Genomic DNA, 18,370 nt, shown 5'->3' on the forward strand with positions numbered 1-18,370 from the left:
AAGAAAGTCCCGAATCTTTGCGCATTCAGCGCGGAAAAGTCATCGCTTTACCGACTATTTCACGTACTCTATTTGCACAATGATAAAACCCGATTACACAAGGTAACCCATATGTTCACTGCTTTGCTCGCCACAAAAGAGAACGGTACTCACAGCGTCGATGTCACCGCAATCGATCACTCCACGCTCGCCGATTCCGGTGTCCTGATCAAGGTCGATTACAGCACAATCAACTATAAAGATGCCTTGGCCGTGACCGCCGCCGCGCCAATTGTTCGAACGTATCCGCTGGTTCCTGGTATCGATCTGGCCGGCACGGTAGAAGAAAGTGACGATCCAAATTGGTCTGTCGGCGATAAAGTGGTGGTGAATGGTTGGGGCATGGGTGAGGGGCACTCGGGTGGTCTTGCGCAATACGCCCGCGTACCTGGAAGCTTTCTAGTAAAACTCCCTCAGAGCATGACGACCCGCCACGCCATGGCTATTGGCACGGCGGGCTATACGGCCGCACTGTGCGTCGACGCACTCGAGGCTCAGGGTGTCACACCAGACGACGGTGCCATTTTGGTCACTGGCGCCAGTGGTGGCGTTGGAAGTGTCGCCGTTGCGTTACTAGCTGCCAGAGGATTCTCTGTCGCGGCCTCTACAGGCAAGCCTGATGCCGCCGACTACCTCAAGCGACTTGGCGCGTCATCAATCGTGGATAGAAACACGCTGTCCGAGGCAGGTAAGCCACTCCAAGCGGAACAGTGGGCAGGGGTCGTCGATGCCGTGGGTGGTAATACATTGGCTAATGCCTGCGCCCAAACCCGCTACGGGGGTGTTGTCACCGCCTGCGGCTTAGCAGAAAGCGCTTCACTTCCCGCAACCGTTATGCCCTTCATTCTTCGTGGTGTCATCCTGCGCGGAGTGGATAGTGTCATGGCGCCCAGTGAGCCTCGCCTGTCAGCGTGGGCGCGCCTTGCGCGCGATATGAACCTGGATCTCTTGGAAACCATGGTTACCGAAATTGACTTATCCGATGTTTGCGACGTAGCCCCTGATGTCCTCGCCGGGAAGATAACCGGTCGTCTACTGGTCGACGTTAACCGCTAGGTCAGCTTGAGCACTCAGCGCTTGGTAAATCGACGCAAAGGGCTGGGCTAAACCAACGGCTGACTCATTGAGTGTCAAGCCAAGACGAACCATGACGAGTTCCGCCTCGGGTACGACCACGACAAATTGACCTGAGTTACCCCCAGCATGAAATGTGTTGGCGGGTAAGTCAGGGTAATCAGATAAACGTGTATTGAGCCAAAAGCTCAGACCATAAAAATCAGCGGTCTCAGAGGGTGTAACCGCAAGACGCTGCCACTCTTGCGATAAGAGTGCGTCTCGTCCGTGCCACGCGTCGAGCCACCACTGCCCAAAGCGGGCCCAGTCTCGCGCAGTCAGGTAGGCAAAGCTTGAGCCGACTTGGACACCGCTGATATCCGGCTCAAGAAGTGGATCATCCAACCCTAAACGCTGATTAACCTCCCTATCAATCCAGTCAACGTAGGGCTCGTCATCGAGCGTGGACTGCCAAAGGTAAGACACCACATTCGTATCGCCGCTTGAGTAGACAAACTCTTCACCGGGATCAACTCGCTGACCCTGAGCCAGTGGCACCTGCCACATGGGAACACCCCCGTAGAGCATCTGCGTGACATCATCGCCCGGCAGATACCGCTCGTCGAAATCAAGGCCACTCGCCATAGTCATTAAATGCTTGAGCGTCAAATCGGCCGAGACGTTCTGAGTCACGTCAGCCGTTGCTCCGAGTGCTTGCATACGCGCTTTTACAGGCCAGGACAGGTCCATTAGTCCACGCCCCACTTGCACCCCAACGAAGGAGGCCATGAGACTCTTATTCATCGACCAACCCTGCAGGCGTGTTCTCGAATCAACAGGCGCGGCATACCGCTCAGTCACGATTTCTCCCTTGTGCATAACGAGCACCGCGAGCGTGTTTCTTCCACCCTCATCTGACTCCGTAAACAACGCATCCACGGCCTGCTCGATGAGTGGATTGTCAGAACGGTACCGCACCGCAGGCTGGATTCGGTCCCCACCCCCCTCTGACTCGGTCAACGCTTGCGCATCACCATGCAACGTACAACCATATCGCTCCTTGTAACGTGCTGTGGCGGAAGCCGTGAGGATATTAACGGTTGCCTCTCGCTCTCCGACGTGTGCGTCAACAAACCGATCCATACCGGCGACAGTCGCCATTCGGGGCAGAATATCTTTTTCCAATATGAACTCAGCCGGCAGCTGGCTGACAAACACACCCGAACACAGCTGCTTGGCAGAATAACCAACGCCAATACTTGCGGCGCTGTGTAATGCCCAAAAAAAGGCGGCAATGATCAGTGAACCAAGAGCAAGGGCAATTCGACGCATGGGGTTTCTCTTTCTCAGTGCTGACAAAGCAGCGAAGACGAGGGATTCATAGGAGCGGGTATATCACTTTGAGGCGGATTCAATCGACAATGGTGTGGTTGGCATCGAAAATCTCGTTAACCAACGCGATGACATAGGCAACACCAACCAGTAGCAGTCCGGTAACAACCAGCATTTCCGCATTCACTCCCAACAGGGTACTCATTTGGGATGACTCGAGCAGTGATGCAAAATCGCTCAAGAAGCCAAGCGTGCCTGCGACCATCAGACCTAAGCCCAGCCACTTCAGCAGCACTGACGACCCGACCCATGGCTTCAAAACAACGCCCCGTAAATTAATGTATTCGCTCATTGCTTCCCCCCGCCGTACCACTTTGCAGTAGCGGTTGGTAGAAAAGCAAGCGCCTCCTGACCGCGCAAAACCTTGCTACGCCCTATTTCTGCGACTGTAATCGAGAAAAATAATCTCGCGCTGCATCCATTACCCTTGGAGCAAGAATGAGGGTGCTGACCATGGTCGGTAGCGCCATGAGGCCATAACTGCCTGAGATCAAGTTAAAGACCACATCGACACTGACGCTGGCACCAAAAATAACCGCTGAAATAAAAAACCAGCGAAAATAAGGCTGCCATTGTGCGCCCGCCAAGAACCCGAAACACTTCGCCCCAAAATACCAACCCGTAAACATCGTCGTCGTGCTTAATATCAAGGCAACAAAAGCTAAAGCCAAGAGCCCAGGCGTACCCATTTCGCTCTGAACCGCATTCGCCGTCAGCGTGATGCCCGAGAGATTACCCGGCGACTGCCATTCTCCCGCCAAGAGAATGACTAGCGCGGTGCAGGTACAAATAAGTAGGGTGTCAAAAATAGGGCCTAGGGTGGCAACCATGCCTTCTCTGATGGGTTCGTTTGTCTTTGCCGCACCGTGAGCCATTACCTCTGTCCCAACGCCCGCCTCGTTGGAGAAAACGCCGCGGCTTACGCCAATCAACATAATACCGACGAAGCCACCACCCACAGCGGAGGGATTAAAGGCCTCAGAGACAATCAGCCACAGTAAAGCCGGAACTTCCGTAATGTGCGTGAGCACCACATACAAAGTCATCGTCACATAAACCACCACCATCGCCGGAAGTGATCGCACCGCCACTTTCGCAACACGAGGCAGTCCACCGAATATCACCACTCCAACTAACACCGCGAGGACAAGTCCTGTTGCAAGACCTGACCAAGCGGGGGGCGCACCATCAAATACAGTCTGTCCGACAAGCGCGGTCAATTGATTCGCTTGGAACATGGGAAGTGTTCCAATCAAACCCGCAACGGAAAACAGCACGGCGAGTGGGTAGAATGATCGCGGTAGGGCTTCGCGGATGACGTACATTGGGCCACCCTGCAAATTGCCTGCACTGTCCACACCTCGGTACATAACCCCTAGCGAGCAAGTAAAAAACTTCGTTGCAATGCCAACGATGGCAGAGATCCACATCCAGAAAACAGCGCCCGGCCCACCGGCTACGATTGCAAGGGCCACGCCCGCGATATTCCCCAAGCCCATCGTATTCGACAGCGCCGCGGCCAAAGCCTGAAAGTGTGACAACTCGCCCTCTTCATCGGGTGTGTCATAGCGCCCCGACATCACGGCAAACGCGTGGCCTAAGTAGCGATAAGGCATTGCCCGTGAAACGATCAAGAAGAAACCGCCGCCCCCTAAAAGAAGTGCCACCATGGGTAAACCCCAAACGGCATCAGCAAACGCAATGGACCAAGCTTCTAGGCGATCAAACATATTTTCTCTTACTCCAATGAGGTTGGGTGATCAGTCGACAAACACGCACTGTGCGCAGAACGTTCCGGGGATTACGAGCAGCATCCAAAACACCACCTAAGCGTTGCAAAGAAGAACCGACAGAAGCCCTTTCACTGCCCTAGCCTAAGCGTATCGAAAGGTTGAAGACCCTACCATCAGTTTGGTGCCACGCCACTCCACGGGCCCTCGTAAAAGTCCCGCAAGACATAGAAGGCCTTTTTGCGGCGACCGTTCTCATCGATAAGACCTTTTCTATTTCGGTAGTCCTGAACACCACCCAACGACCGAAGCATCGCCCGGAAGTCCTTAAGAATCCATGGGGTGATACCTTGAATCGCCTCACTGTTGGCAATCATTTTTACCTGAGCGCGGTAAACATTGGCTTGATAGTCCTCCGTCCAAACCCCTGCTCCACGGTTTCCTGCCTTCGCACCTGCACCGAATTCGGAGATAACGATGGGTTTGTCGAAGGCTGAACTGATCCTTATCTCAGGTATAAACGCCAACATTAGCTTGCGGATTGTGCGCTCGCTAACACCCGTTTGATCGGCTATGAAGCGCGAGTAATACCAACCGAAATACTCGTTGTAACTGACCAAATCCACTAACTCACCCAGCGGATCCGTAATGACGAGATCAAAACCGCTTCCCACCACTGGCGCCTGCTCGCCAACTGACTCTAATACTTTTTCAAAGACCTTTTTCTCTCTTGCGCTCGGAACATCTGAGGTCAAACCGTAAGCCGCCAAGTGGGCTGTAACAAACTGCAATTCGCGCCGCGTGTCGCCTAACAAGGCTGCGGATATGAGCCGCGTTCCATCCAGCTCGCGAGCGTCGGTAATCAGTCGCTCCAAAAACAACATTCTCGGCTTCGAATAGACAGTTTCATTGGCGACCGACCAGACAATAACACTCGCTCGATTCCAATCGCGCTGAATAAGCCTCGAGAGCTGATCTCTCGCAATACCCAGCGTGTCTGGATTCTCAAATGCAATATTCCAATATATGGGTATCTCTTCCCAAAGGAGTAAGCCCAACTCATCGGCGACCCGCGCCGCGTGCCGCGAGTAGGGGTAATGGGCCGCTCGAATAAAGTTGGCACCCAAGGCCTTTGCCTCGGTGAACAGGGTCATCATGTCTTGGTAGGAATAAGCGACGCCATCTCGACCAATTGGCTCCTCGTGTGTCGAAATGCCTTTCAGTCGAATTGGCTGACCATTGAGCAAAATCCTCATGCCTTGGGTCTCGATTGTTCTAAATCCAATTCGATCTGAAATCAGATCCTCACCCGCGGACACGTGGACGTCATAGAGAACTGGCGCTTCAGGAGACCAAGGGTTTATCTCAGCGTCAAAGGAGAAATGCGCCATTGAGTCGCCGTCTACCGTGGCAATGTGCTTTGCCGCCGCGCCTGGAATCTCGATGGTAACCGGCGTTCCCTCGGGCATACCAAACGTGCGCACATGGCCATTGATCCGACCCGCGGTTTCGGCCTGAGCTAATTGCGCATTTGTAATGTATGCCTCGGATGTCTCTATGAGTAACACATCCCGCGTCAGCCCCCCGTAAGGCCACCAATCAGTCCGGCCAGTGGGAATTGTCTCCGCGTTGAGTCTGTTATTCACGCTAATCACGAGGTCATTTTGATCGGCTTTTACATGCTCAGTCACATCGACGGAGAAAGGTACATACCCTCCTTTTTGCTGAACGATCGCTGACCCATTAAGAAATACAGTGGCTTCAAAATTGGTGGCACCAAACCAGAGGTGATAGCGCTTATCGGGGACAATTTCGACATCAAAAAAACGCTGATACCAAACCATGTCCCGGTAAAATAGAAGTTCATCAACCTGCGTATTAAAGTCACCCGGCACCCGTATGTCGGCTGCAGAGGGGTAGCTGTACTCGAGGAGCTGATAGTCATTTTCGGGGACCCTTGTTGTCGCCCACCCACCAAACAGACTGCCAGGGGTTCCAACCTGCATTGGATCCACCAATATTTTCCAGCTGCCGTTGAGACTTTGAGCCTTCCGAGAATCAATCCAACCCAGAAGGTGTTCACTAGGGGCTGCCGCACTAAGCGCTGCGACCGCAAAAGGTGATTCATCCTCAGTCGCATTTCCGAAGAGCGGCAGCAGATAACTAACACCGGCGATCCACACAAAAAATAACAGTTGCTTTCGCCCTATTCTCTTCACCACGGAACGCCCCTCGTTGCTTAAATGCTCAAAAAACAATGCTCAAAAAACACCGGCACAGTGTTACACCGCCACACCGCACCTTAACTGAGGATTCTTATCCCCTTGATCCCCGGGAAATAGATTCCTATTTCCCCCTCTCACAAACCGGTGCAAGATAAGACTGAGACCCATAATAAAACTAGAGAGCGATAACATGACAGACCTCGCGCACAAACCTTTCCTCAAAAAAGTTGCCCTCATTTCAGGTGGTGCCTCCGGCATAGGCCTTGCGACCGCAAAACGGCTGATCGCCGGCGGTGCAACAGTTTGGATTACTGACATCCAAGACGCTTTGGGCGAGCGGATCGCAGAGGAAATTGGCGCAACCTATGTACACCTTGACGTTGTCAATGAGGCGGAATGGATATCAGTTATTGAGCTCATCGCCAGCCAGGGACAGGGGCTGCACTACGTGATGAACAACGCGGGCATAGCCTCGAGCGGTAATCTGGAAACCGAGACCGTCGAGGGCTTCATGCAAACGATCAACATCAACCTCCTTGGTGTGTTTTTGGGATGTAAGGTTTGTGCCCCGCTGATGGCTGTCTCAGGGGGAGGTGCCATCGTCAACGTATCCTCAATCTACGGAATGGTTTCATCGCCTAAAGTACTTGCCTATTCAGCGTCCAAAGGTGGAGTGAGGGCCATGACCAAGTCAATGGCGCTCGATCTTGCGGATCGAGAGACTGGCGTCCGCGTGAACTCAATCCATCCGGGATTTGCCGATACGCCACTCGTTGAAAACGCAATCGCCGCGCTGGAGCCCGAGGAGGGCGAACAGTTCTCAGCTCAAATTGCAGAGCGTGCCAAACTAGGGCTTGCGGACCCTGACCAAATCGCGGCGGCAGCCGTGTTCTTGTTCTCAGACGACAGCTCATTTATGACGGGCTCAGAGCTTGTTGTCGACGGTGGCTATACCGCCAGTTAAAGCGTCGACAGCAAGCTGTTTCTGTTAAAGGGTGGGTTTTGCTCAGTGAAGCCGTGTTCCATTAGCACTCACTTTCAACCTTGGCATTTCTAAAAAACTGCTTTTTTTAGCGTAAATCCAAAGTAGTATGCGCGCTGGCTACGTTAAGGCACCCCGATGCATAAGATCATTTTCTCAATCTTTCTCGCCCTGCTCGCGACATCAGTGCAGGCCGATTATTCCCGGCTTTATTTTGACCACATGCCAGCGAGCTCTGCCGAATCGGGGGACTCCGAGATCGCTTATCGAGTTTTTAATCGCGGCGCCGATAACCCAAAGCTACTCCTCATCATGGGGTTGGGTGGCGCCGGGGCTGCCTGGGGTGATGCCTTCATTCAGGCACTGGAGTTCGAAGGTTTCGAAGTCATTGTTATCGACAACCGGGACACAGGCGGGTCAGAAATGTTCACGGATTGGGGGAAGCCCACTCTGTGGTGGCAACTGCTCAAATATGAGCTTGGCTTTTCAGTTGATGCTCCCTACACCTTGAGCGACATGGCCGCAGACAGTCTCGCCGTCCTCAATACAATAGGGTACGAGCGTGTCCACGTCATGGGGGTTTCTATGGGCGGGATGATTGCACAAGTACTCGCGGCCCAACACCCAGAGCGCGTAGAGAGCCTGACGTCGATCATGTCGACAACCTTTGCGCCCCATCTGCCGCCACCAACATCAGTGGCTGAGGGAAATCTTCGGTCTCTCGCCGACGGTGATGCCGAGGCTTCCCGGGAAGATGCGATGCGAAACCGCGGCTTTTATCCAGAGTCGATGGAGCGTCATCTGATGGCTGTTTTCGCAAGTGGCGATCGAACAAAGCAAGTTCAGACCATTCGCAAACCGACCCTCGTCATTCATGGCTCTGAAGATCCGCTCATTCCACCCGAGCACGGTGTGCACACAGCTGAGCAAATCGAGGGGGCTGAATTTGTACTGATTGAAGGAATGGGACATAACCTCCCTGAAAGCTTCCACCCACAGGTCATTGGGCTTATGTCCGAGCACATAAATAAGGTGCATTCGCCCTAAGCACCTGCTCATAAGGTTATGCTCCCAATATAGAGAGGTCTGTGCGACATACGGGCTGTGCAATAGCGCCGTATGCAACAGCTCCCCATTGAGAAGCCATAATGTGACCAAGGGCCCCGTATGAAACACCTTAAAATGCGCAACCAATCAGCCAAATCACGCTTTATCTTATGCTGCGCCCTCTTGATGCCGCTCCTGGTATTCGCCGGCCAAAGCGTGTCTCACGAGAGCGCTAAGGGAAATCTCGACGCCCTCATTGACGGCCTTCACAGAGACGCACATGAGGGAAATTTCGACACCTATTTTGCGCGCTACACCCAAGACGCAGTCTTTATGGGGACGGATAAGAGCGAGCGCTGGAGAATCGATGCCTTCAAGGCTTATGCCGCGCCGGCCTTTGCCGACGGTCATGGGTGGACCTATTCGGTGATCGAGCGAAACTGGGAAGGTGAGGATGATACGCGGTGGTTCGATGAAATTTTATTCAATGAGAAATTGGGGCACTGCCGAGGCACAGGAGTTGTCGAACAAATCGACGGTGAGTGGAAGATTGCTCATTACTCACTAACGCTTTTGATCCCAAATGACATTGCCGAGGCTGTCGGTAAGCAGTCTCAGCGTGCAGACAATTGAAGCATCTGAGCGCCGGGAGTACTGACCGATATCGGAGTCTCAGACCGTGAGCAAACGAGCCCAGCAAGGACGCATCAACGTCATCATGCAAACCCTAGCGTGGCTGAGCTTCATGGTGTTGGGCGTGCTTTTTTTCGGCGATCAACTTGAAGCGCAGTACAACCCTAACCGCAGTGTTGAAACACGCCAAAACGCTGATACCACCGAAGTTCGCCTTCGGCGAAACAGGCTAGGCCATTACGTTACGGCAGGCACCATTAACGACCGTCCTGTCACCTTCTTGCTTGATACGGGTGCCACAGGTGTCGCCATAGGCACAGCGGTGGCCAATGAGCTCGGTTTGAAAAGAGGCCGACGCATCGCCACGCGAACGGCAAATGGGATAGCCGCCTCTTATTTAACAACGCTCGATACCGTAAGCGTAGGCGGCATCTCGGTGCGAAACGTCGATGCAACGATTGCGCCGGGGCTGAGGGGGGAAGAAATCCTACTTGGGATGAGCTTCCTCAAAAACATCGAGTTTGCGCAGCGCGGTGACACCTTAATTCTGCGCCAGTATTCAACTCGCTAGCATCATGAACACCGCCAAAGCTTTAGCGTTTTCGCTTTTTAAACCAGCACGTTGGAAACAAAAACGCCCCAGTAAGGGGCGTTAGTTTGCCTGCACTGAGGGACTGTCAGAACTGCATATTCACGGCGAGGCGAACGTTCAGCGGCGCGCCCACAGTTGCTTGATGGGTGCTGTGCGCATTTGGGAAATAAAGCTCATCCGTTAAATTTTCAACATTAAGCTGTAATGTTGTGGCATCCGATAGTCGATACGAAACAGACGCGTCAACCCGTGTGTAACTCGGTAGCACTGCCGAATTGCTGTTATTGATAAAGCTCTCACTTTGATGTGTCAGTCCAACCCCTACTTTGAGGTCACTGGAGAGTGAGAATTGATTCCACAGAGAGAACATTGAATCGGGGAGCTCTCTGGGCGTAAGTCCCGTCTTACCAGAGCGTTTAACCTGCTCGCCGTCGAGTGCGCTGTAGGCGGCTGAAACGCTCCAAATCTCGGTAACCTTTCCCTGAACCTGAATTTCAAACCCTTCAATTTCTGATTCGATGACGTCCAAGGTCGCTGGGTCATTGTCAGCCACCTGGGGCGAGCGCTGCTCGATCTCAAAGGCAGCCGCTGTCAGACTCAGTCCGGAGGCGAAGTCATACTTGAATCCCACCTCGCGATTGCTAAATGTATTAGGAGCCAACTTATCGTTGTTGCCGTTAATATTCGCAAATTGCTCACCACTACGAGGCAAAAATGATTCGCTGTAGCTCGCATAAATTGAAATGTTTTCTTGGGGTTTATAAACAACACCAAAGCGGGGCGAAACTTCACTGTCTTTCCTGGATCGCGAATCCTCTGCCACCCGGTTCAACACATTGATATCAAAACTGTCGTAACGCAGACCCGCAACAAGACGAAATGCGTCAGACAGTTCCATTTCGTCCTGGATGTAAAATGAGGTGACATCAATTTCGACTTCTGTGTGGTCATTCACGTCAACGCCAAAGTCATTTGTCGCCATAACACCCAACGCGTTGACACCCACACCGCCACGAATACCTAAATTACGTGATATCGAGAAGGTTTCGTTGTCATCTTGGGTGGTATCCCAAAAGGTGTTGTAACGGTCTTGATCGCTTGAGGTGGAAATAGACTCAACCCCAGAGAGAATGGTGTGTCCCACGTTACCCAATCGCGCTTCTTTCACGATATTGGCTGATAAGATTGTATTTTTGCGCTGCGTGGTATCCACGTAGCCATCTAACGTCACCTCATCAGGCGCGCCTTCCTGATCGTAACCAGACGCATAAAAATTCTGGTAGAGCTTGTCATAGTCACCGTAGAACGCCGAAGCATTGAGTTTGAGCGTATCGCTAAAAGTGTGCTGTAACGCCGCGCGCCAAAGATGCGCCTCTAACTCTGTCGTATTCACTTTTGGATCGCCAAACACCACATCTTCTAACGCCTCAACAGGGCGTCCATTTGCACCGGTGGGAATGCCCCGATCGATGAATCGTTGATGATCAACGTACTCATAAGACAGGTCGACTTTACTGTCACCTGACTCAATACGGAGCGTTGGGTTGAAGCCTCGGCGGTCACCCTCATAAAAGTCTCGATGGTTATTGAGTTCCTCCACCATGGCGTTCACGCGAAAAGCCATTGTGTCGGTTAAGCTGACATTGTGATCTATCTGTCCGCCGACCTCTCCAAAGCTATCAATGCTCATTTGCGCCTGGGTAAAGGCATCATCAACAACGGCTTTCTTGGTCACCCGGTTGAGTACACCGCCTGTTCCGCCTCGGCCAAACAAGAGTGCATTAGGACCGCGAAGAACCTCGACCTGCTCCAAGTTATAGAGCGGACGATAATATTGGACATCGTCTCGCATGCCATCGATGTAAAAATCGGCCGTCGATCGCACACCACGGAAAACAACCGCATCCCGGTGACCTTCACCTTGAGACGATGTCACACCGGGCATATAGGCAATCACCTCACCGATGCTGTTGAAACCGCGCTCTCGGATATCGGCAGCCGACATGAGACTAAGACTCTGGGGGACATCCAATATTGGTGTGGGCGTCTTTAGGGCATTGACGGTATCTGTATACAAGAACTGACCCGCGACGATCACCTCTTCCATTGAATTGGGTTCGCTCTCTGGGGTCACCTGAGAGAACGTGGTGGTGGAGGCAGACATCAAAACAGCCGCAGCCAAGGGTCGAAGATAAAACATAGAGGGACCTAAAATACTTAAGATGAGTAATGTTAATCATTCTCATTTGCATTTGCAACATTACTTCGTATTTTTTTGGCTCGTCGTAGCATTTTTACCTATTCACTGGACTGCACGGAGCAAAACAGAGGCCGCCACGGGCCTCTGGAAGAAGTCTTACCGCAGAAAAGATAGAAGCTCTCGACTACCGGAGCTCAAGGAAGCGCCCTAATTCAAAAAGCGCGAAGGACAGACAGGGGACAAAGCACAAGTCGCCTAACGCGATGCCTCTCACGCAGGCTATTTATTTAGTCGACGAGACTGGGAATACAAAATCGGTAGTCTGTTGTACCGCTGGTAATGCAATAGCGCACCACCCGCGGCCCATCACCGTCATCTTTTACAATGCCTGAAAAAGGCGTCATGCCCGAATAGCGACCGATGATGCCTTTGGAGTCCACTTGGCCTGTAAAACGATAGCCGTACGTGGCACCCACTCGAGCAACGGGCACCGCGCCCTCGAGCCCTCGATAGCATTTGAGATCCTCAAAAATAACAGACTGAGGGTCACCCATCCGGGCGGTAATAAACGGCGTCGCAGTGGCAAGACAATCCGCCTCGGTCATGGATCGGCCAAAGTCGGCCGCATTAATTTCTTGTTCGGTGGGTGTAGAGGAACAACTTGCCAGCGCAGTGGCGATAACGATCAAACATATTTTTTTCATGGTGACGCTCTCTGCGGTACGCTTATGCTCAAACAATAGACGTATGAAGATCAGGCAACAAGACCTGCAGGAATAAGCATGTTGAAGAACGTTTTTTTCATAAACCGCTTTTTGTGAGGACTGCCATGATCTTGGTATTAAGCGCAGTGCTCTCGGTGGTCATTATTGTTGTCGCTTTTTTATTTGCACCCGCCGATGCAAGCTTAAGAAGCGCCGAGCCAGCGGGCTTTCTACTTTTGTGGACCCGGTACTCAGCACACCTCGCATTTGCTTTTCTCATCGTTGCGTTTAGCGCCAGTACGCTAAAGCGAGTTAGTAATAACGCGCTTTCAACTTACTTAATGCGGCACCGCCGACAGGTTGGGTTAGGCTTTGCAACAGCCCATTTCGCGCATTTAACAGCGCTGTCACTCTATTTGACGGGCCTGGAGGGGTTTTCTGTAGACGCGAGTACCGCCGTTGCGGGTTTTGGCTATGTGGTGCTGCTTGCACTCACGCTCACCTCTAATGACTGGAGTGTCAAACAGATGGGCCCTGTCGCGTGGCGGCGTCTCCACACGACCGGGATAAACATTCTAATGCTTTATTTTTTCGTGGCCTTTAGCGCAAAACTGCTAACCGAGGGTGACGCCATCTATGCCGTTTATACAATGACCACGGCATTAGCGGCCATCACCAAGCTATCGATAAAACGCAACTATCGAGCCATCACTCCTGACTAAAGTAGATATTACGAAGAAAAATCTCACGCTCAGGCGCGCGATCTTGACTCAAGAGTGCAATCAAGTTGGAAACATCCGTCATATCGGTGCCGCTGTTGATTTCCGAGATGGGTAGCGCCACCGCCTGCCAATCACTCGAAACTCGCCTGTTGCTACTCGGTCCAAAATTAGCAAAATTATTGACTTGATCGCCTCGCAAAAAATTACCTGTCTGGAAGCCTAGGCTAAAGTTGACGTTATCGCTCCCTCGAATATCAAAATGCAACGTGCCCTGGTTAAACGCAGATAAGTCCTCGCCAACATCAGCTGCGAACTCAAGGCTAGCACCCCACCAGTCACCCGCGCGCGTTTCGATGCGAACCACCCCATCTGGCATCAATTCAATCGCTGTCGTGCCTTCCCAAGGCGTGAGCTTAAGCATCGCACTAGGAAAGGTGATGTCGGACGAATCATCCGATAGCGTGTCATGAACGACGACCAAACGCTGCTCAGTCACAGCCTCCCCGGGCTCCCGGGTCTTGTTGACGGTCTCAATCCTGCGGACAGCCATCTGGCTCTTGAAAGGCGGCACCATTGCGCTGGCCAAAAGCGACTCAAGCTCTCCCGAAAAACTTTTCTTCAAAGGGGCACCGTTGCGGGTCAGCTCAGCGAAACGGCCTTCATCAAACGCCTCCCAAAGCGCGTATTTCAGTTCGTTATCCAGGGTTACAAGACCGAAATGATTCTCAGAGTGGTCCGGGCTGTCAGCATTTTTCCACTGCTCATCAAATGCCTCGAAGAAGAAGAGCGAGATACCTTCCTCGTCAGTCCACGCACGCAATCGATCGTGAAAAGCTTTTTGCTTGTACTCGTCAGCCGCTTTGGAACCTTTTACGCCGTAGGCCGTTCCATCGATGCTTGCCCAACCGGTCTCCCCTATGTGGACGGGTTTATCAATGCCTAGCTGGCTCATGTAATCGAGTACTGATTGATACTGCCCCTTGGCGTAGGCAATAGCGCGATCCATGGTAAGGCCCGTCATCTCATCAAATGGCAATGCCTCCTCGCTAGGTAGTACGCCCCAAAAAGACGGGTTATAGAAGGAGTCATGAAAGGGGTAGGTATGGACTGATACAAAATCGACCGCCTCAAAAAGTTGCGTGAGATCAGCCGTGTGATAGACCGGGTTACCACCACCCCAGGACTCATAATTGTCCGAACTCGTTACCCAAACGTCAGCTTTGAGTTCGCCGCTGGCTTTGGCCGCCTGAAGGTAGTTCACCCACTTTAATATTGTCTTTGGGTAGACGAAGTAAGTGACTGCCCACTGCACCATTGCCTCGTTTCCGACGGAAATCGCTTTTACGATATCGGGGTGCTCATTGGCGAGCCTAATCGCGGTATCAATCTCTTGAGAATTATTCTGTAAGTTGCCCTCTGTGTGATCAGGCCCAGTTCCCTCAATCCAGGTATCGTTATCTGCATCCCAGACAGCTTCAGCCCAGGAGTTTTTGGCTTCAATCCATGCCCCTAGCATCACGTACATCTCGAAGGACGGATCTGCCTGCTTCTCTCTTCTGATGGCTTCGAGCAAACGCTCAGCCTGGGGAAACTGCGAAGTGTTATACGTCCGCAGTAGTTTTATGCCCATGGCATTGAGAATGCGAATGTCATCGACCAACTGCTCAACAGTCGGTCCGTCATCGCGGGTTTTACCTCTATAACCGCCATACGACATCGCTTGATAATCTGGGTTACCCAGAATCTCCGCAGGTGTCGGTCCGTTATCCGAGCCATTAGTGGGCGGCGTACAAGCCAAGGTGAGAGCGAGGCTTGCACACAGTGAGGTGCGAAAAAACGAGGAGGCAATACCCACAGCAGTTCCCTAAAAAAATCAGTACATAGTATGAAACTGGTACGCCGAGATCTTGTAATTGCTTATCTCAAAAGAGGTCCTATTCGACGCGAAAGACGTGTCGGCATGTTCATTTAACATCAGAACAACTGGCTCAAGCCACTATGGGGGCACAAAAAAAAGGGAGCATCGCTCCCTCTCCTAAAACTATTTTTGCCCCCCAGTGCTGACCTCATATTTCGGCCAGTTCGAGAAACTATTGAAACTACATACCGGCCATAATGAGCTTTGCTGCCACGCAAAGCATGACCAGCCAAGTCGTGACATTACCCACCACACCGATCGGATTGGGCACTTTTGCTTGCTGGATGCCGTAGGCGTGCAAAACCCGTGCGGCGAATAATGTACCGCCAAGAATATTGAGGGTTTGAGCTGATGCTCCCGTCATCGCCAATAAGCCAAGGCCCAGTAAGATAAAGGGTACGTATTCGATATTATTGCCGTGTGCTCGGACCGCCTTTTGCAGCGTATCAGGATCACCCGAGTCTCCCATGGCTTTGAAGCGATTGCGCGTCACGTTCACCGCTAATACCAGTGTGAGTAAAATATTCAGGCCTAGCCAAAGCGACAAAGCGCTTAATTGTGCTGCTTCCATAGTCTCTGATCTCCCATGACGTTTTATTAAACGTGTCTATTTTTATGCATTTTTATCGAGAACCGGCTCGTAAAGCGTTTACCGGTGAGCAGACTGTGCACTTATTTCAACGCGCCGTAAACGATGTTTTTGAGCTGCCCCCTAAAATTAAAGGTCGATGACGGTATGAGCTGGGTCATGAAGATAACCTGTAAATCCTCCTCGGGATCGACCCAGAAAAGGGTAGAAGCACGGCCACCCCAATAGAAATCGCCCGCACCCACGCTCGCTGATGCCACTTCATCGAGGGTCGATGCAAAGCCCAAGCCAAACCCAACACCTGCGTTTGTTGTTTCAGAGAAAGCACCCAAGGCCATTTGCGCAAGAGATTGTCCGCCTAATAAGTGATTCGCGGTCATCAGCTCCAACGTTCGTCGCCCAAGAAGTTGATAACCGTTGTGCTGCCCTCCCTGCCGTAACATCTCGCAGAAAGCCATGTAGTCCGTTGTAGTACCCACTAAACCTCCGCCACCAGAAAAGAAATTACGCTTGTGGCGGTAGTGGCTGGTCTCCGGGTCGTCCTCCAAGATCAGTCTTTTGTCCGGCAGTCTCATGTAGCACGCGGCAAAACGATCCACCTGCTCATCGCTCACCCTAAAACCGGTATCGACCATCCCAAGCGGTTGCAAGATGCGCTCTTGCAAAAAAACTTCAAAAGGCTGGCCAGAGATAATTTCAACTAAGGCTCCGCAGACGTCCGTCGCCAGCGAGTAGCACCAGCGCTGTCCTGGGTCATAGAGTAAGGGCACGCGCCCAAGCTTATCGGCGAATTCGCGTAGCGTCTCACCTTGGCCCCTTGCAACACCGAGCCCCTGGTAAGCCTCATCTACGGGGGTCTCCAAGCCCGGCAACAACCCCCCATAAGTCAGGCCCGCCGTGTGACTGAGAATGTGTTGCATTGTCGGAGCCGCTAGGGGCGGACGGGTCACCATTTCGTCACCGGCGCCCTCTTGCCAAACACGCTGATCGCGCCAAGATGGAATAAATCGGTGGATTGGATCTGTGAGTTGGAAGCGCCCCTCCTCCCACAGCATCATTAGGGCCACCGAAGTAATCGGCTTGGTCATCGAATAGATACGAAAAATAGTGTCGTCGCGCATCGCCTTACCGCGCTCTCGGTCCATAAGACCCATCGACTCAAAATAGGCTGGGATACCATGACGCGACACCAAAACCTGACAACCGGGAATCTTGCCGGGCTCAACGTAATTTTCTCTGAGGTGGTCGCCAATCCTCGCCAGCTTTTCTTCTTGGAAACCGGCTCCCGCCGCATCAACGTTCATTATCCATGCACCTCTTAAACCGTTTAGAGCAACGATCCCGAAATCGGTATTGCTCTCTTATGTAGGCAGTTATTTACGCGCTACTGCCTGCTGGCGGTCCATAGTGTCGTTAACAGCTCGGCAAGGCAATTCCGCGATACGTCCGTAGAATAAACGTCTAAACTGGCGACGTGGGGAAACAATAATAAGGACTCCGGTATGAATCTGCAGCTTGCCATCATCGACCTACTTCGGGGAACGCCGAAGCCCGTTCTTCGGCTCCTCTCAGGAAAGCCAAGCCGCATCGACGGTCGTACGCTAGACCTCAATATGCATATGATGGCCAAGCTCGCTGCACGCGGTGCGAGCAGCACTGGTGCACCCATGACCGTTAACGCCCTCAGGCAAGCGGCGAGTGCCTATAACAGCCTTAATCTACCGATCGCTGATGGCGTGACGACACTCGATACCGCCTTAGCGCTAAGAGGCAATACGTTGAACGCACGCATCTACCGTCCAGCGGCCGTCTCGGGAGAGCTCCCCGCTGTGCTCTTTTTCCACCAAGGCGGACTCGTGATCATGGATCATCTTACCGATGATCATTTTTGCTCGCTCCTGGCCGCTCGTTGCGAGGCCGTTGTTATCTCTCTCGAATACCGTCTATGCCCCGAGCACCGCTTTCCGTCACCGATCGAGGATGCGCAGGCCCTGTGGGATCACGTACACGCCAACGCAGCAGATATGAATATTGATCCTTCGCGAGTGGCACTCGCTGGCGATAGTGCTGGCGGGCTGATCAGTAGTAGTTTGGCGATTACCTTGCGCGATCAAGGCGGTGTACAACCTGTAGCCCTCTGCCTCGCCTATCCGTGGGTCACCACCAATGATGAGGACCAACCCTCTCTAAGTAGCTGTGCAAACGCCTTCCCTCTCACTGCAGCCACCATGGAATTCTTCAACGAGCAGGTCTTCCCAAATGACCGAGAGAAAGACAGCCCATTGGCCAACCCTCTGCTTATCGACGATCTCAGCAACTTCCCGCCCACCATCATAGGCACCGCAGGCTTCGACCCGATAAGGGATCAAGGCAATGCATTCGCGCAGCGACTAATGGCGTCTGGAAACGAGGTTAAGCATTACTGTTTTGACAGCCTCACGCACAGTTATTTGATGTTTGGCCGAGTGAGCAAAGCTGCCGAGGACGCTTGCGAGACACTTGCCTCATCGCTCGCTGAGCTGCTTAGTCGAGCGAGCTGAACTG

Annotated in this window: 16 protein-coding genes; 7 read left to right on the forward strand and 9 right to left on the reverse strand. The window is 52.5% G+C overall.

Annotated features, from left to right (window positions below; translation table 11 throughout):
• Positions 1-111: 111 nt before the first annotated feature.
• Positions 112-1,095, forward strand: a complete 984-nt coding sequence (acuI, locus tag E0F26_RS01670) for an acrylyl-CoA reductase (NADPH) (protein ID WP_279242312.1) — start codon at positions 112-114, stop codon at positions 1,093-1,095.
• Here the strand turns inward: acuI and E0F26_RS01675 are convergent.
• From E0F26_RS01675 to E0F26_RS01690, 4 genes are all read right to left on the reverse strand, one after another.
• Positions 1,072-2,424: a serine hydrolase domain-containing protein gene (locus E0F26_RS01675; protein WP_279242313.1), complete on the reverse strand. Its 1,353-nt coding sequence runs from the start codon at positions 2,422-2,424 to the stop codon at positions 1,072-1,074. The two genes, acuI and E0F26_RS01675, sit on opposite strands and share 24 nt — an antisense overlap.
• A 79-nt stretch (positions 2,425-2,503) precedes the next feature.
• The gene (locus E0F26_RS01680) at positions 2,504-2,776 is read right to left on the reverse strand and encodes a hypothetical protein (RefSeq protein WP_279242314.1); all 273 of its coding nucleotides are present in this window, start codon (positions 2,774-2,776) and stop codon (positions 2,504-2,506) included.
• An 82-nt stretch (positions 2,777-2,858) separates the two neighbouring features.
• A complete protein-coding gene (locus E0F26_RS01685; RefSeq protein WP_279242315.1) occupies positions 2,859-4,214 on the reverse strand; it encodes an alanine/glycine:cation symporter family protein in 1,356 nt (451 codons plus the stop codon).
• Positions 4,215-4,390: 176 nt separating this feature from the next.
• Positions 4,391-6,436 carry a glycoside hydrolase family 2 TIM barrel-domain containing protein gene (locus E0F26_RS01690; RefSeq protein WP_279242316.1) on the reverse strand — a complete coding sequence of 682 codons (2,046 nt, stop codon included), beginning with the start codon at positions 6,434-6,436 and terminating at the stop codon, positions 4,391-4,393.
• A 193-nt stretch (positions 6,437-6,629) separates the two neighbouring features.
• Between E0F26_RS01690 and E0F26_RS01695 the strand changes: the two genes are divergently transcribed.
• From E0F26_RS01695 to E0F26_RS01710, 4 genes are all read left to right on the forward strand, one after another.
• The gene (locus tag E0F26_RS01695) at positions 6,630-7,403 is read left to right on the forward strand and encodes an SDR family oxidoreductase (RefSeq protein WP_279242317.1); all 774 of its coding nucleotides are present in this window, start codon (positions 6,630-6,632) and stop codon (positions 7,401-7,403) included.
• Between the two features lie 156 nt (positions 7,404-7,559).
• On the forward strand, positions 7,560-8,468 hold the full coding sequence (locus E0F26_RS01700; RefSeq protein ID WP_279242318.1) for an alpha/beta fold hydrolase: 909 nt from the start codon (positions 7,560-7,562) through the stop codon (positions 8,466-8,468).
• A 120-nt stretch (positions 8,469-8,588) separates the two neighbouring features.
• Positions 8,589-9,101 carry a nuclear transport factor 2 family protein gene (locus tag E0F26_RS01705; protein WP_279242319.1) on the forward strand — a complete coding sequence of 171 codons (513 nt, stop codon included), beginning with the start codon at positions 8,589-8,591 and terminating at the stop codon, positions 9,099-9,101.
• Positions 9,102-9,147: 46 nt separating this feature from the next.
• On the forward strand, positions 9,148-9,672 hold the full coding sequence (locus E0F26_RS01710) for a retropepsin-like aspartic protease family protein (protein WP_279242320.1): 525 nt from the start codon (positions 9,148-9,150) through the stop codon (positions 9,670-9,672).
• A gap of 106 nt (positions 9,673-9,778) precedes the next feature.
• Here the strand turns inward: E0F26_RS01710 and E0F26_RS01715 are convergent, their stop codons facing one another.
• Together E0F26_RS01715 and E0F26_RS01720 are read right to left on the reverse strand one after the other, a co-directional pair.
• Positions 9,779-11,893 carry a TonB-dependent receptor gene (locus E0F26_RS01715; RefSeq protein ID WP_279242321.1) on the reverse strand — a complete coding sequence of 705 codons (2,115 nt, stop codon included), beginning with the start codon at positions 11,891-11,893 and terminating at the stop codon, positions 9,779-9,781.
• Between the two features lie 287 nt (positions 11,894-12,180).
• Positions 12,181-12,597, reverse strand: coding sequence for a hypothetical protein (locus tag E0F26_RS01720; protein ID WP_279242322.1), 417 nt, complete (start codon positions 12,595-12,597; stop codon positions 12,181-12,183).
• A 125-nt stretch (positions 12,598-12,722) separates the two neighbouring features.
• Between E0F26_RS01720 and E0F26_RS01725 the strand changes: the two genes are divergently transcribed.
• Positions 12,723-13,319 carry a hypothetical protein gene (locus E0F26_RS01725; RefSeq protein ID WP_279242323.1) on the forward strand — a complete coding sequence of 199 codons (597 nt, stop codon included), beginning with the start codon at positions 12,723-12,725 and terminating at the stop codon, positions 13,317-13,319.
• Here E0F26_RS01725 and E0F26_RS01730 read toward each other — a convergent pair.
• The 3 genes from E0F26_RS01730 to E0F26_RS01740 all read right to left on the reverse strand — a co-directional run bounded on the left by E0F26_RS01730 (position 13,306) and on the right by E0F26_RS01740 (position 17,130).
• The gene (locus E0F26_RS01730) at positions 13,306-15,174 is read right to left on the reverse strand and encodes a glycosyl hydrolase family 17 protein (protein WP_279242324.1); all 1,869 of its coding nucleotides are present in this window, start codon (positions 15,172-15,174) and stop codon (positions 13,306-13,308) included. The two genes, E0F26_RS01725 and E0F26_RS01730, sit on opposite strands and share 14 nt — an antisense overlap.
• A 244-nt stretch (positions 15,175-15,418) precedes the next feature.
• Complete coding sequence (locus E0F26_RS01735; protein WP_279242325.1) at positions 15,419-15,808, reverse strand: MAPEG family protein; 390 nt, start codon at positions 15,806-15,808, stop codon at positions 15,419-15,421.
• A gap of 101 nt (positions 15,809-15,909) precedes the next feature.
• Positions 15,910-17,130: a serine hydrolase domain-containing protein gene (locus tag E0F26_RS01740; RefSeq protein ID WP_279242326.1), complete on the reverse strand. Its 1,221-nt coding sequence runs from the start codon at positions 17,128-17,130 to the stop codon at positions 15,910-15,912.
• Positions 17,131-17,328: 198 nt separating this feature from the next.
• Here E0F26_RS01740 and E0F26_RS01745 point away from each other — a divergent pair, with 198 nt between their 5' ends.
• Positions 17,329-18,366, forward strand: coding sequence for an alpha/beta hydrolase (locus E0F26_RS01745; RefSeq protein ID WP_279242327.1), 1,038 nt, complete (start codon positions 17,329-17,331; stop codon positions 18,364-18,366).
• The last annotated feature ends 4 nt before the right edge of the window (positions 18,367-18,370 follow it).

Origin of the sequence: Candidatus Paraluminiphilus aquimaris (genome assembly GCF_026230195.1) — a bacterium.
Classification (GTDB): domain Bacteria; phylum Pseudomonadota; class Gammaproteobacteria; order Pseudomonadales; family Halieaceae; genus Luminiphilus; species Luminiphilus aquimaris.